General features: G+C 65.4%; 13 protein-coding genes. 2 read left to right on the top strand and 11 right to left on the bottom strand.

Annotated features, from left to right (window positions below; all coding sequences use genetic code 11):
• Positions 1 to 28: 28 nt before the first annotated feature.
• The 3 genes from R9B85_RS22995 to R9B85_RS23005 are packed head-to-tail and all read right to left on the bottom strand — an operon-like array spanning position 29 to position 2,881.
• Positions 29 to 349 carry an NIPSNAP family protein gene (locus tag R9B85_RS22995; RefSeq protein WP_112252189.1) on the bottom strand — a complete coding sequence of 107 codons (321 nt, stop codon included), beginning with the start codon at positions 347 to 349 and terminating at the stop codon, positions 29 to 31.
• Positions 334 to 2,067, bottom strand: coding sequence for an FAD-dependent oxidoreductase (locus tag R9B85_RS23000; protein ID WP_423770611.1), 1,734 nt, complete (start codon positions 2,065 to 2,067; stop codon positions 334 to 336). The genes R9B85_RS22995 and R9B85_RS23000 overlap by 16 nt, the downstream gene beginning before the upstream one ends.
• A gap of 4 nt (positions 2,068 to 2,071) precedes the next feature.
• Positions 2,072 to 2,881, bottom strand: a complete 810-nt coding sequence (locus R9B85_RS23005) for a shikimate dehydrogenase family protein (RefSeq protein ID WP_112252187.1) — start codon at positions 2,879 to 2,881, stop codon at positions 2,072 to 2,074.
• A 155-nt stretch (positions 2,882 to 3,036) separates the two neighbouring features.
• Between R9B85_RS23005 and R9B85_RS23010 the strand changes: the two genes are divergently transcribed.
• Positions 3,037 to 3,807: an IclR family transcriptional regulator domain-containing protein gene (locus R9B85_RS23010; RefSeq protein WP_207879429.1), complete on the top strand. Its 771-nt coding sequence runs from the start codon at positions 3,037 to 3,039 to the stop codon at positions 3,805 to 3,807.
• Positions 3,808 to 4,088: 281 nt separating this feature from the next.
• Here R9B85_RS23010 and R9B85_RS23015 read toward each other — a convergent pair whose 3' ends face one another.
• Genes R9B85_RS23015 through R9B85_RS23045 form a run of 7 tightly spaced genes read right to left on the bottom strand, consistent with a single transcriptional unit; the run spans position 4,089 to position 10,603 of the window.
• On the bottom strand, positions 4,089 to 5,132 hold the full coding sequence (locus R9B85_RS23015; RefSeq protein ID WP_112252185.1) for an ABC transporter substrate-binding protein: 1,044 nt from the start codon (positions 5,130 to 5,132) through the stop codon (positions 4,089 to 4,091).
• Positions 5,129 to 6,262 carry an NAD(P)/FAD-dependent oxidoreductase gene (locus tag R9B85_RS23020; protein WP_423770612.1) on the bottom strand — a complete coding sequence of 378 codons (1,134 nt, stop codon included), beginning with the start codon at positions 6,260 to 6,262 and terminating at the stop codon, positions 5,129 to 5,131. Before R9B85_RS23020 ends, R9B85_RS23015 begins: the two co-directional genes overlap by 4 nt.
• On the bottom strand, positions 6,259 to 7,617 hold the full coding sequence (locus tag R9B85_RS23025) for an NAD(P)/FAD-dependent oxidoreductase (protein ID WP_207879424.1): 1,359 nt from the start codon (positions 7,615 to 7,617) through the stop codon (positions 6,259 to 6,261). Before R9B85_RS23025 ends, R9B85_RS23020 begins: the two co-directional genes overlap by 4 nt.
• Complete coding sequence (locus tag R9B85_RS23030; protein WP_112252182.1) at positions 7,614 to 7,904, bottom strand: (2Fe-2S)-binding protein; 291 nt, start codon at positions 7,902 to 7,904, stop codon at positions 7,614 to 7,616. The genes R9B85_RS23025 and R9B85_RS23030 overlap by 4 nt, the downstream gene beginning before the upstream one ends.
• Before the next feature lie 14 nt (positions 7,905 to 7,918).
• On the bottom strand, positions 7,919 to 8,713 hold the full coding sequence (locus R9B85_RS23035) for an ABC transporter permease (protein ID WP_112252181.1): 795 nt from the start codon (positions 8,711 to 8,713) through the stop codon (positions 7,919 to 7,921).
• Between the two features lie 4 nt (positions 8,714 to 8,717).
• The gene (locus tag R9B85_RS23040) at positions 8,718 to 9,587 is read right to left on the bottom strand and encodes an ABC transporter permease (protein WP_112252180.1); all 870 of its coding nucleotides are present in this window, start codon (positions 9,585 to 9,587) and stop codon (positions 8,718 to 8,720) included.
• A complete protein-coding gene (locus R9B85_RS23045; RefSeq protein WP_423770613.1) occupies positions 9,584 to 10,603 on the bottom strand; it encodes an ABC transporter ATP-binding protein in 1,020 nt (339 codons plus the stop codon). The genes R9B85_RS23040 and R9B85_RS23045 overlap by 4 nt, the downstream gene beginning before the upstream one ends.
• Positions 10,604 to 10,851: 248 nt before the next feature.
• Between R9B85_RS23045 and R9B85_RS23050 the strand changes: the two genes are divergently transcribed.
• On the top strand, positions 10,852 to 11,679 hold the full coding sequence (locus R9B85_RS23050; RefSeq protein ID WP_207879422.1) for an IclR family transcriptional regulator: 828 nt from the start codon (positions 10,852 to 10,854) through the stop codon (positions 11,677 to 11,679).
• A gap of 437 nt (positions 11,680 to 12,116) precedes the next feature.
• Here R9B85_RS23050 and R9B85_RS23055 read toward each other — a convergent pair whose 3' ends face one another.
• Entirely contained in the window at positions 12,117 to 13,970 is a 1,854-nt protein-coding gene (locus R9B85_RS23055; RefSeq protein WP_112254274.1) for an ABC transporter ATP-binding protein, read from the bottom strand.
• Positions 13,971 to 14,070: the final 100 nt, after the last annotated feature.

Consider the following 14,070-nt stretch of genomic DNA (forward strand, 5'->3'; position numbering starts at 1 on the left):
GGGTTCCGCTCTGGCTTTGGAAGAAGGTCTACTGCAGCGGCGAAAAGCCGGTGGGCCGCAGCATTCGCGACTGCAAGCGCAACACCGCGCCCAGTTCGCGGTTGCGCCGTGAGAACTCGGCCCAACGCGGGTCCGCTGCCATGGCTGCGCGGCGTGCCATGCGCTCGTCGAGGCTGGCATAACCCCAGACATGCACCACCTGGTTGACCTCGCCGAACTCGCTGGTGAAAAAGCCGATCAGGTTACCGAGATGCTCGCTTTGCACCTCCAGCGCGTGGCTTTGGTACAGGCTCAGCCAGTCGGCCATTTTCAGTGGGTCGAGGGTGTAGGTTCTCAGTTCGTAGTACATGCTGGGGTCTCCATGTGGGTGGTTGGCGCCTGCAGGCGCGCGGCGATGTGGTTGGCAGCGAGCCAGCCGAAGGTGAGGGCAGGGCCCAGGGTGATACCGGGGCCGGGGTAGGTGCCTCTCATCAGTGAGTTCATGTCGTTGCCGACCGCATACAACCCGGCAATCGGCTGGCCATCGCGGTTCAGCACGTTGGCCTGGGCGTTGGTCACCAGGCCGCGGGCCGAGCCGAGGTCGCCGGTGTGGATGCGGATGGCGTAGAACGGGCCGCTGGCCAGCGGCGCCAGGCATGGGTTGGGCGTGTGTTGCGGGTCGCCCATGTAGCGGTTGTAGCTGTTGCCGCCTTTGCCGAACGCGCGGTCGATGCCGTTGCGGGCGTCGGCGTTGAACTGCTCCAGGGTCTGCATGAACACCTGTGGGTCGACGCCAATGGCCTTGGCCAGGGTCTGCGCTGTGGGGGCGCGGTGCAGGTAGCCGGCATCGATCAATGCCTGGTTGTCCACCGGCTTCGGCCGTGCCAGGCCCAGGCCGTAGCGGTTCATCGCCTCGGCATCGCAGACCAGCCAGCAACTGGCAATGCCTTTGGCGAACATGGTCTGCACGAAGTGGTGGTAGGAATCGGACTCGTTGACGAAACGTCGCCCGTCCGGGCTTACCGCGATCACGCCCGGTTTGGCGCGGTCGGTGACCAGGTGCGGAAAGCGTTCATGTTCGCCACTGGCATGGCGCAGTTCGGAAACAGGCGCCCAGAAGAAGTTGGCCACCAGGCCTTCGCCCTGGGCTGCGGCCACGGCTTGGCCAAGGCGCAGGGCCGCGCCGTCATTGGTGGGCGGTGACATGGTCAGGTGCTGCGCTTGCCGGGCCGGCCGGTAGCTGTCGGCGAGCGCGCCTGCAGCGAACCCGCCCATGGCGCACACCACACCGCCCCGGGCCAGCACCCGTTCCCGGCGCCCTTCGCGTTGCACCACCACGCCGGTGACCACACCGCGTTCGACGATCAGCTCCAGGGCTTCGCTGCGCAGCCACAGCTGCGTGCCATGGGCGAAGGCGCTGCTGGCCAGGCGGGCGATCAAGGCGTTGCCGGTGGTAAGCCGCGTGCCGCGCGGATGGCGCAGGCGGTCCCGCGCGTAACGCGCCATCAGCTTCAGGCAATGCCACAGCGACCGGGGTGAGCGGCGAATACTGAGAAAATGCTGGATATCCACGCGATTGACCATCATGCCGCCGAACAGCAGCATGCCGGGCGGCGGCATCTGCAGGTTATTGAAGTGCGAGCCGAGCTGCTTGCCGTCGTACTCGACCATCTCCAGTGCCCGGCCAAACTGGGTGGCACCCGGGTCGTCCGGGTAGTAGTCCGGCGAATGCGGGCGCAGGGCGTAGCGCAGTTCGGTGTTCTGCTCCAGCCAGCGCAGCGCCTGATGGCCTTGCTCGATGAAGGTGTCGACCAGGGTGGGGTCGTAGCCGTCGCCGATGACCCGCCTGAGGTAGGTGCGGATGGCCTCGGGCGAGTCCACCGCCCCGGCGGCGCGGGCTTGATCGGTACCGTAGAGCCACACCGCCCCGCCGGAAATCGCCGAGGTGCCGCCAAAGTGCTCGGCCTTTTCCACCACCAGCACTTTCAGCCCACGGCGGGCGGCCGTGGCGGCAGCGGTAAAGCCACCGGCACCGCTGCCCAGCACGACCAGGTCAAAATTGTGTTGCGTATGTTCATGCGTCGGCATGGCTTCAGATCTCCAGCGGCGTGACGCCCATGAAGGCGCCCAGATGGCCGAGTTGGGCGAAGGCCATTTCCGGGCCGGTCTGGACCGCGCAGCCAACCTGGCGTGCCCGCTTCAGCAGCGGGGTGATCTCGGGCGAGGTGACCACATCGGCGACCAGTGTTTCGGCTTGCAAGGTGGCGAGCAGGGCGGCAGGCAGCGGCAGCTCCGCGCTGCCGCCCATGCCGACAGGGGAGGCGTTGACCAGCAGATCGAAACCCTCCAGTTCGTCGACCCGGGTGGCGATTGCAACCCTGGGGAAGGCATTGCCGAGCAGCTCGCACACAGCGGCCATGCGCGTTGTGCTGGGGTCGCTGAGGGTGACGCTGGCGATGCCGGCTTCGCCCAATGCATAGGCGATGGCACTGCCGACCCCGCCACAACCGATCACCAACGCACGCTTGCCTGCCGGCTCGAAGCCATGTTTGCGCGCAGCACCGAGGAAGCCGGCGCCGTCCACGTTGTCGCCCAGCAGGCGACCGTCACGTTCACGGCGAATAACATTGACCGAGCCCAGCGCGGCTGCGCGCTCGCTCAGGCCGTCAAGGCGGCTGGCCAGGGCCTGCTTGTATGGCACGGTTACCACGCAACCGCGCAGGTTCTGCCAGCCGCGCAGGGTGCCGGCAAAGGTATCCAGTGCGGCCTCATGCAGGTCGATGGGCAGCATGGCGAGGTTGCAGTTGTTGTTGGCGAACCAGGTGTTGAAGTTTTCGGGGGACTTCACCTGGGCAATGGGCGAACCGACGATGGCGACTAGTTCAGTGGAACCACGAATCATGCTGACCTCCCTTTTTTTGCGTTGTCATGGAGGGCAAGGGTGAGGCAAGGAGGCCAGGGCAACAATGCGCTGATCGGGCGTTTGATGCGATAATCGCAGCCTTGCTCCGGTTATCGCGTTAATCGGCTGTTTTTGCTTGTTTGCGAGTCGACTAGATGAACACCCCCGCTATCCATCCCCGTGACCTGATCGCCGGCTTGCAGAAGGGCCTGGCGCTGATGCAGCTGTTCAGCGCCGAGCAGCCGCGCCTGAGCGTGCCGCAGGCGGCCAGGTTGTCCGGCCTTACCCCCAGTGCCGCGCGGCGGTTTCTGTTGACCTTGGTGCACGAAGGGTTTGCCGAAACCGACAGCCGTGAGTACTGGCTCACGCCCAAGGCGTTGCGCCTCGGCCAGGCGTATGTGGACTCGGCACAACTGCCGCGCATGCTGCGGCCGATCGTCGAGCAGGTGGCGCGGCAGACACAGGAGCATGTGTCGGTGGGTACCCGTGATGGCGACGAGATCATCCACCTGGTACGCAGCCGCTACAGCCATGTGGCCTCGTTGTCGATCCGGCCGGGCTCGCGGGTGCCGATGTATTGCACCGCCGGCGGGCGTATCTGGTTGGCCTGGCTGGAGGAGGGGGAGCGGGATGCGTACTTTGCGCGTAACCCGCTGAGGGGGTTGACGCCTTATACGCAGACGGACCGGTTGCAGCTGGAGACGCAGTTGTTGCAGGTGAGGGCGCAGGGGTTCTGTATCGTGGACCAGGAGTATGAAATCGGCATGCGCGTGTTGGGTGTGCCATTGCTGGACCGCGCCGGCCGCCTGAAAGCGACGTTGACTATCACCACCCATGCTTCGCGGTTGAGTGTGGACGAAATACGCTTGCGGTATTTGCCGACCCTGTATGAAGCCCAGGCGTTGTTGCGGCCGGTGCTGGATTGAGGCGTCAGGGTTTGGTGGCGTGTTTCGCGGGTGAACCTGCTCTCATGGAACTGCACATGACTCATTGAATCAGCAGGGCCCCTGTGGGAGCGGCTTCAGCCGCGAACACCGGCGCAGCCGGTGCCATGCACCGCGTTGGATTCTTCGCGGCTAAAGCCGCTCCCACAGGGTACGCGGACCGCTTGTGTACTCCGCTCTATGCGTGACCGCGCAGCCCAAAGGACTGGGCGCACGGATCACGTATTGGTCCCGATACCTGTGGGAGCGACCAGGCCCTTGGCTTATCTCTCGATCTGGCGATTCCAGCGCGCGTTCCATTCGGGGCGCTGGGTGTTGACCTGGTCCCAGTCGATGGTCACGGCAGTCTGCAGGTAGGTCTGCATGGCTTCGACCTGGCCACGGGTCTTGTCGCTGGTGGGCGTGTTGGGGTTGGACGGGATCTGGTCACCCAGCTCCAGGGCCGGCGACTGCGCCTCGGGGCTGAGCAGGAACTCGGCGAGCTTCTGCGCAAGCTCCGGCTGGTCGTTGTTGGCCGTGACGCATTCGGCCTGGTTGAGCACCACGGCACCTTCCTTGGGCGCAGCGTACTCCACCGGGATGCCTTTGAGCTTCAGCGCCGTCACCTGGGTGGGGGTGAGCGGGAACAGCGCGGCTTCGTCGGTTTGCACCATTTCCGAAAGCTTGGCCGAGTTGGGGATGTACTCCAGCACGTTCGGGCCCACGTTCTTCTGCCAGGCGGTGAAGCCCGGGTTGACGTCGGTATCGCTGCCGCCGTGCAGGCGGTTGTACATCAGAAAACCATGCAGGCCGAAGGTGGACGATGCCATCGACTGGAACACCACCTTGTCCTTGAAGCGCGGGTCGGCCAGGTCGTTCCACGAGGTGGGCGCTGCCCAGCCGTTGGCCTTGAACAGGCGGCTGTTGTAGGCAAGCCCGGTCACACCCAGGCTGACTGCAGCGGCCTTGTCCTTGATCAGGGCCTTTTCCGGCAACTGGGCCAAGGTCGGGTTGGGCTTGAGCGTGCTGCACAGGCCCATGCCGATGGCGCGGTACATGATGCCGTCATCCAGCACCATCACATGGATCGACGGCTTGTTCGGCGTGGCCTGGACCTTGGCCAGGATGTCGGCCGAGGTGCCGGGGACGATCACCACCTTCACCCCGTTGGCCTGCTCGAACCTGGGCAGGATGTTGTCGCTGAACAACCGCTCCATGGTGCCGCCGTTCATGCCCAGGTACAACGTGGGTTGGGCCATGGCGGGCAGGCAGGCGAACAGGCCGGGCACGGTGCAGAACAGGGCGAGCAAACGTTGCTTGTGCGTCATGACAGGTTTTCCTTGTGGTGGTTGGGCTGAAAACGGTTGATGGAAAAGGCCGCCAGGCTGATTGCCGGTGCGCCGTGCACCACGCATTGCGCCAATGCTTCACCGGCGGCCGGGCCTATCTGGAAGCCGGCGCCGACAAAGCCGAAGCCATGCAGCAGGCCAGGCTGGTGCAGGCTGGGGCCGAGCACCGGTTCGTCATCGGGCAGGTAGCCCTCGGTGCCGCTCCAGGTACGAATGGCCTGGGCGCCGGCCAGTGCCGGGTACAGTTCGGTGGCGTTGCGCAGGATGTCGAGCACTGCGGCCTGGCCCGGGCGTGCGGTGGTCGGGGTCAGGGCAAAACCGCGCCCGCCGCCCAGCACGCAGTTGCCACGCGCCACCTGGCGGGCATAGATGCCGCCGCCTTCGACCCCGGTGCTGGCGGTCATGAACAGCGGCAGCGGCTCGGTGACCAGCATGGCTGGGTGGGCTGCGGTCAGCGGCACCGGCTCGCCGAACCGCTCGGCCAGTTGCGCCGACCAGGCGCCGGCGCAATTCAACAGCCAGGGCGCCTTGAAGCCTTGGCCGCTGCTGGTGTGTACGCTGAAGCGGTGGCCGTCGTGTCCCACCTCCACTACCTTGCACTGCTCATGCACCTGGGCGCCGCTGCGCCTGGCCGCCTGGGCGAAGGCCGGTGACACCAGCCGTGGGTTGGCATGGCCGTCCTCGGGGCAGTACGAGGCGCCGACGGCGATATCGCCCACCCAGGGGAAGCGCTGGCGCAGTTCGCGTCGTTCAAGCAGTTGCAGGCGCAGGTCAAAAGCCTGGGTGCGCCGGGCATAGGCCTTCAAGGCATCGAAATCGGTTTCGCTGCGTGCCAGCTTCAGGTGGCCGCTGCGGGCGTATTCGCCATCGATGCCGATCCATTCGCGCAGATTGCCCCAGATGGCATGGGCGCGCATCGATAGCGGCAACTGGGCCAACGAGCGGCCCTGGCGGCGCACACCGCCGTAGTTCACCCCGCTGGAATGCGAACCGCAGAAGTCGCGCTCCAGCAATGCCACTTGCCGACCAGCGCGGGCGAGGACCAAGGCAGCGCTGCTGCCGACGATGCCGCCGCCGACGATGATGGCGTCCACTTCGATCAGCTTCATGGTTTTATCTCCAGGCCGAAGGGCAGGGGCTTCACCGGTGCCTGGCCGCGCAGGCGCCCGACCTGGTCAATGGCCCGACCGCTTTCGCAGGCGATCAACTCGGCGGCAGCGGCACCGCACACGCGGCCCTGGCAGCGGCCCATGCCGACTCGGCACATGGCCTTGACCCGGTTTATTTCCCAGTGGCCGGCACGCACGGTGGCGCGGATTTCCCCGGCACTGATCTGCTCGCAGCGGCACACGGTGAGCTGGTCCGGGGCCTGGCGGGCCCACTGCTCGGGAAAAGGAAAGGCCTGCTCCAGCCCCTGGCGGAAGCGCAGCAGGGTGGCCAGACGCTTTTGCAGTTGCTGCTGGCGCTGCGGGTTGCCGGGCTTGCCGAGGTCGGCCAGCAGTGTCAGGGCGGCCAGTTCTCCGCTCATCTCGGCACCGTCGGCACCGAGGATGCCAGCACCGTCGCCTGCCAGGTACACGCCGGGGCTGCTGGCCCGGCCCTGGGCATCACGTACTGGCAGCCAGGCGCGGTTGAGCGCGTTCCAGGCGAACTGGCAACCCAGCAGGTCGGCCAGTTGGGTTTCACTGCGCAGCGCGTGGGCGAATGCCACGGCGTCGCACGGCAGGTCGTGTTGCTGGCCATCGTGCGACCAGCGCACACCGCTGGCGCGTTGATCGCCATCGATACCCAGCAGGGTCACGCCCTGATGCACCGGCACACCCTTGCGGGCCAACCAGGCGCGGTAGTACAGGCCCTTGGCAAAGGTGCCTGGTTGCAGAAGCAGGCGTGGCAGGGCACGCACCTGGGCGCTGAAGGGTGAACTGTCGAGCACCGCGCTGACCGTGGCCCCGGCCTTGGCGTACTGGTAGGCCACCAGGTACAGCAGCGGACCGCTGCCGGCCAGCACCACCCGTTCACCGATCGCGCAGCCCTGGAACTTCAGCGCGATTTGCGCAGCGCCCAAGGTATAGACCCCAGGCAGGGTCCAGCCGGGTATCGGCAATACCCGGTCGGTGGCACCGGTGGCGACGATCACCCGGTCGAACGCCAGGCGGTCGGCCAGTCGACCCTGGTGCAGGGTGTCCAGCACCTGCTCCTCGGCGTTCCACACCAGGGTTTCGGGGCGATAGTCGATCTGCTCGCGCAACTGTTCAAGGGTGCTGTGCAGCGCCTGGGCCTTGCCGGCCTCGAAGCCATACAGCGATTTGGCCGGGCGGCGAAAGTTGGCCGGTTGCTGGCGGTAGATCTGCCCGCCGCCGCGGCTGGCTTCGTCCAGCAGTACCGGGCGTACGCCGTGGGCCACCAGGGTTTGCGCGGCGCGGATGCCGGCCGGGCCGGCGCCGATGATCACGATCGCACTCATGGCTGGCGCCCCGGGTCGCGGGTCACGCAATGGCCTGGTTCCAGAAAGGTCGAGCAGGCGCGTACCCGGCGGCCATCCTGCAGGCGTACCCAGCAGTCCTGGCAGGCGCCCATCAGGCAGAAGCCGGCGCGTGGTTCGGCGCTGAAGTCGCTACCGCGCAGGTGCCCGGCATTGGTCAGGATGGCGGTCAGCAGGGTATCGCCGCTCATGCCTTTGGCTGGTTGGCCGTCGAGCAGGAAGGGCACAGGCTCGCGGTCGTGTTCGGCCACGCGCTTGAACAGGGGCATAGGGGCATTCCTTGTCATTGCTTGCCCACCAGCACGCGGTCCAGGCCATATACGCGGTCCAGGGCGACCATGGTCAGGGCCGTGACGGCGATCACCAGCGCCGAGACGGCGGCCATCATCGGGTCGATGGATTCGGTGGCGTACACGTACATGCGCACTGGCAGGGTCTGGGTGGCAGGCGAGGTGACGAATATCGACAGGGTCACTTCGTCGAAGCTGTTGATGAATGCCAGCAGCCAGCCGCCGGCCACGCCGGGCAGGATCATCGGCAGGGTGACCTTGCAGAACAGCGTGACCCGGCCAGCCCCCAGGCTTTGCGCGGCCTGTTCGGCGCTGCGGTCGATGCCGATGGCTGCGGCCAGTACCAGGCGCAGCACGTAGGGGGTGATCACCACGACATGGGCGAACACCAGCCAGGCGAAGCTGCCATTGACCCCCAGCAGGGCGAACAGCCGCAGCAAGGCCACACCCAGCACCAGGTGCGGGATGATGATCGGCGACAGCAGCAGGCCGTTGAGGAAGCCTTGGCCGGGGAAGCTGTAGCGGGTGATCGCCAGGCCCGCCGGCACGGCGATCAAGGTAGCCAGCGAGGCAGCCAGGGCCGCAAGTTTCAGGCTGTTGTAGAACGCATCGAGGAAATCGGCACGCTCGAACACAGCGCTGAACCAGCGCAGCGAGAAGCCGGTGGTGGGCAGGCTCAGGGTGTTTTCCGGGGTGAATGCCACCAGGCACACCACCATCAGCGGGGCGAGCATGAACAGCATCACCAGGGCGTGAAAGGACAGGGCCAGCGGGCCGTTACGGGTCATCGGTTCAGACTCCAAGTGCGCGTTTGTAGCGGCGTTCGACCAGCCGGTTCCAGCTGAGCATCACCAGCAGGTTGATCAGCAGCAGGGCCACGGCGATGGTGGCGCCCATCGGCCAGTTCAGTTCGGCCAGGTACTGGTCGTAGATCATGGTGGCGACCATCTTCAGCCGGCGCCCACCCAGCAGGCCGGGGATGGCGAAGGAGCTGGCGGCCAGGCCGAAGACGATCAGCGTGCCCGACAGTACGCCGGGCATGATCTGTGGCAGCACGATGCGGCGGAACACCGTCCACTGGCTGGCGCCCAGCGATAGCGCAGCCTGCTCGGCGGCAGGGTCGAGCTTCTGCAGCGAGGTCCACACCGGGATGATCATGAACGGCAGCATCACGTGGACCAGGCCGATGATCACTGCAAAGGGCGTATACAGCAGCTTCACCGGCTGCCCGCCGAGGGCGGTGATGCCCTGGTTGACCAGGCCGTCGGCGCCCAGCAGCAGGCTCCAGCCGAAGGCTCGCACCACCACCGAAATCAGCAATGGGGTCAGTACCAGTATCAGGAAGATCGAGCGCCACGGCGCGCCCATGCGGCTGAGCACCAAGGCCTCGGGAATGCCGATCAGCACGCACAGCAGGGTGACCAGGGCACTGATCCAGAAGGTGCGGAAAAAGATCTGGTAGTAGTAGGTGTCGGTCACCAGGCTCAGGTAATGGCCCAGGGTGTACTGGCCGGCCTGGATACCGCTGCTGTAGTCGAATGCGTTGAACGACAGCAGCACTGTCAGCCCCAGTGGCGCTACCAGCAAGGCCAGGAACAACAGCAGCGCCGGGCTGCTGAGGCCGTAGCCCCAGGCGCTGCTGCGCAGCTTTGCCGCGCTCATGCCGCCACCTCGCCAGCATTCAGCACCCGCAGCAGGGCATCGTTCCAGTCCAGGCCGACCTGTGTGCCTTCATCCAGCGGTGTGTTGCCGTCGTTGGCACGCACCACGGCCAGGTTGCCCAGGGCGGTGTCGACCCGATATAGCCATTGGCTGCCGAGGAAGTAGCGGCAGCTGATGCGGCCTGCGAGCTTGCCGCTACCGGCCGGGCCGAGGCTGATCTTTTCCGGGCGCAGGCTGAGGGTCAGCGGGCCCAGGGCATTGGCCTGCGGTTGCCCGCCGGGGCCGATTGCGCCGCGCAGGCGGTTGGCCTTGCCGACAAAGTCGGAAATGAAGGGTGTGCCCGGGTGTTCGTAGAGGCGGTAGGGGTCATCGACTTGGGTGATGCGCCCGGCTTCCATCACCACTACCCGGTCGCTGATCGACAAGGCCTCGGCCTGGTCGTGGGTGACCATCAAGGTGGTGATGCCGACCTCGTTCTGGATGCGACATATCTCGAACTGCATTTCTTCACGCAGGTGGGCGTCCAGGTTGGACAGCGGTTCGTCCAGCAGCAGCACCGGCGGTTCGATCACCAGTGCGCGGGCCAGGGCCACACGCTGGCGCTGGCCGCCGGAGAGCTCGCGTGGGTAGCGCTCGGCATGCTTGTCCAGGCGCACCAGCACCAGGGCCTGGTCGACCCGGCGGGCGATCTCGGTGCTGGCCACCTTGCGCATGCGCAGGCCGAAGGCGACGTTGTCGCGTACGGTCATGTGCGGGAACAGTGCGTAACTCTGGAACACCACGCCCAGGCCTCGGCTGGCCGGTTTGGCATGGGTGATGTCGCGGCCGTCGAGGACGATGCGACCGCTGGTGACCTCGACGAAGCCGGCAATCATTTGCAGGGTGGTGGTCTTGCCGCAACCCGAAGGGCCAAGCAGGGAGACGAACTCGCCTTTCTCGATGGCCAGTGACGAGCTGGCCACTGCCTCCGTGGCGCCATAGCGCTTGCAAAGATTTTCGATCAACAGAAAGGTCATGGCTGTGCTCCATCGCAAACGGAACCGGGGTCAACCGGCAGTTTCAGGGTGGGCAGAGCGCCAGCGGCAAAAGCAAAGCTTTTACGGACGTTGGCGCTCGCTTCTGTGGCGGCGGCCGATGTTGTGATATCGCCCTATGGACCGGAGAGTAGGGCAATGATTAGGATGGCGACAAAGGGTAATTTCACTGAGTGACAGCTATTTTGAAATTATTCCGCTGAGTGGAATTTCTAAGGGTTGGATGAAAGATGGATTCCGATAAACGAAATGGGCAGCCCAAGGAAGTAGGTGTCAGTGCGGTGTCGCGATTGTTCGCCGTATTGCGTGCGCTGGGAGAATGCGGCGGCGAGGGCGAGAAGGTCAGCCAGCTGGCGCAGCGGGTTGGCCTGGCGCAGCCCACCACTCACCGCCTGCTGCGCAGCCTGATTGAAGAAGGCATGGTCGACCAGTGCGCGACCAGCAAGCGTTACCGGTTGAGCCTGGATTTTTTTGCCTTGGCGGCCAAGGCCGGGCAAGCCGGCAACCTGCGCGATGTGGTGCGCCCCAGCCTGCTGCGGCTGTCGGCGTCGCTGGGCGATTCGCTGTTCCTGCTGGCGCGCTCGGGGTTCGATGCGGTGTGCCTGGACCGCAGCGAAGGGCCGTACCCGATCCGTACCTTCACCGGCGATATTGGCGGCCGTGTAGCTTTGGGGGTGGGGCAGGGCAGCCTGGCCATCCTGGCCTTCCTGCCGGAGGAGGAGCGCGACGAGGTGATCCGCTACAACCTGCCGCGGCTGAAGGATTTCCACCATTACGACGAAGTCATGCTGCGCGCCGAAATCGACAATGTGCGCAGCCTCGGCTATGCCGGGCGCAACACCGGAGTGCTCGATGGCATGGCCGGCCTGGCGGTGCCGATTCTCGATCGTAACGGTCACGCGGTGGCGGCCCTGAGCGTGGCGACCATCAGCGACCGCCTGGGGCCCAACCGCATGCCGACCGTGGTGGCACTGCTCAAGCGCGAGGCGGCGGCGATCGGCGAGCGGGTCAACCCGTTCGACCCAGTGCTGCGCCGGCCTTCGCATGTGTTTGGTTGAGGGCCAGGATTGAGCTCAGTCCATCGTCGCGATGGAACACTGATGAAGGCCGACGCATGGCACCGGCTTTGCCGGTGTTCGCGGGTGAACCCGCTCCCACATTGAACCGTGCAAACGTTCGAAGTTCTGTTCAGGGCAGTTGTTTCTACCGGCATGGCACAGGCCCAGGCCGGCGGCTATCCCTGTGGGAGCGGGTTTACCCGCGAAGCAGGCAACGCGGTGCATGGCACCGGCTTTGCCGGTGTTCGCGGGTGAACCCGCTCCCACATTGAACCGTGCAAACGTTCGAGGTTCTGGTCAGGGCAGTTGTTTCTGCCGGCATGGAACAGGCCCAGGCCGGCTGCTATCCCTGTGGGAGCGGGTTTACCCGCGAAGCAGGCAACGCGGTGCATGGCACCGGCTTTGCCGGTGTTCGCCGGGCCCGCTCCGATACAACCCTACTCCATCGCCTCGGCCACGCCCTGGTCCTCACCCAGGAACCCGCCACTCTGGTGCTGCCACAAGCGTGCATAGGTACCTTTCTTCGCCAGCAGTTCCGCATGGGTGCCTTGCTCGATGATGCGCCCTTCATCCATCACGATCAGCCGGTCCATGGCGGCAATCGTCGACAAGCGGTGGGCGATGGCGATGACGGTCTTGCCTTGCATCATCTCATCCAGGCTTTCCTGAATGGCCACTTCCACTTCCGAGTCCAGCGCACTGGTGGCTTCGTCCAGCAGCAGGATCGGTGCGTTCTTCAACATCACCCGGGCAATGGCGATGCGCTGGCGCTGGCCACCAGACAGCTTGATGCCGCGCTCTCCCACCAAGGTGTCGTAACCGCTGTTGCCCTGGCGGTCGCTGAGCTGGCTGATGAAACCATCGGCCTGGGCGCTGGCCGCAGCGGCGCGGATCTGCGCCTCGGTCGCATCGGGGCGGCCATAGGCGATATTGTCGCGAATCGAGCGGTGCAACAGCGAGGTGTCCTGGGTGACCATGCCGATGGCGCTGCGCAGGCTGTCCTGGGTGACCATGGCCACGTTCTGCCCGTCGATGCGGATTTCCCCTCGGTCCACGTCGTAGAAGCGCAGCAGCAGGTTGATCAGGGTGGACTTGCCGGCGCCGGAGCGGCCGACCAGGCCGACCTTTTCGCCCGCGCGGATGTGCAGGCTCAGGTCGTCAAGCACCTGGCGCTCGCCGTTGTAGTTGAAGCCGACCTTGTCGAAGCTCACCGCGCCCCCCTTGGTCACCAGCTCGGTGGCGCCCGGTGCATCCTTTACCTTGGGGCCGCGGGTGAGGGTAGCCATGCCGTCCTGCACGGTGCCGATGTTTTCGAACAGCGAGGTTATCTCCCACATGATCCAGTGGGACATGCCGTTGATACGCAAGGCCATGGCGGTGATCGCGGCCACCGCCCCGGTGCCGACCTGGCCCTGGTGCCACAGCCACAGCGCATAGCCACCGGCGGCAATGATCAGGCCCACTACCAGCGCCTGGTTGACGATTTCGAACTGGCTGACCAGACGCATCTGGCGAAAACCGGTCTGTTTGAAGTCTTCCATGGCTGCGCGCGCGAAGTGCGCTTCGCGGTTGGAGTGCGAGAACAGTTTCACCGTGGTGATGTTGGTGTAGGCGTCGGAAACCCGGCCGGTCATCGATGACCGGGCGTTGGCCTGTTCCTGGCCTACCTTGCTCAGGCGGGGCACGAAATACAGCATGGCCAGGCTGAACAGCACCACCCAGGCAATGAATGGCAGCATCAGCTTCAGGGCAAAGCCCCCGGCCAGGGCAATGATCGCGATGAAGTACACGCCGATCCCGGGCAGGATCTCGATGATGGTGAACAACACATCGCGTACTGCCAACGCCGTCTGCATCACCTTGGTGGTGACCCGGCCGGAAAACTCGTCAGAAAAGAACGACAGGCTCTGGCGCAGCATCAGCCGGTGAAAGTCCCAACGCAGGCGCAGCGGCAAGTTGATCGCCAGTACCTGGTGCTGAAGCATGGTGCGCAGCGCCACCAACCCGATGCTGGCCAGCAGGACGATGCCGATGCCCCACAGCACCCGGGTTTCTTCGGCGCCGACGGCACCGCCGGCCTGCCACGCCGAGAGCAGGTCTACAACTTGGCCGAGAAAGGCGAATAGCCAGGCTTCGTAGATCGATACCCCGGCACTGAGCAGCGCAAGCGCCAGGATGTAGCCGCGCGCCCCCCGAGTGCAGGCCCACATGAAGCGCAACAGGCCAAGCGGTGGCGGTGGTATCTCGTCAGGGGGGAAGGGGTCGAGCCAGCGCTCAAAGATACGAAACATGCTTGTCTCCGGAAATCAATTCTTGCCTGGCCGATGGCCATGACCCACAGCGATGCACGCGCTGTCGATAAGCCGGGCTTGGGCTGCAAGGCAGCCCGGT

Origin of the sequence: Pseudomonas sp. NLJ1 (assembly GCF_049486705.1) — a bacterium.
Lineage (GTDB): Bacteria > Pseudomonadota > Gammaproteobacteria > Pseudomonadales > Pseudomonadaceae > Aquipseudomonas > Aquipseudomonas inefficax.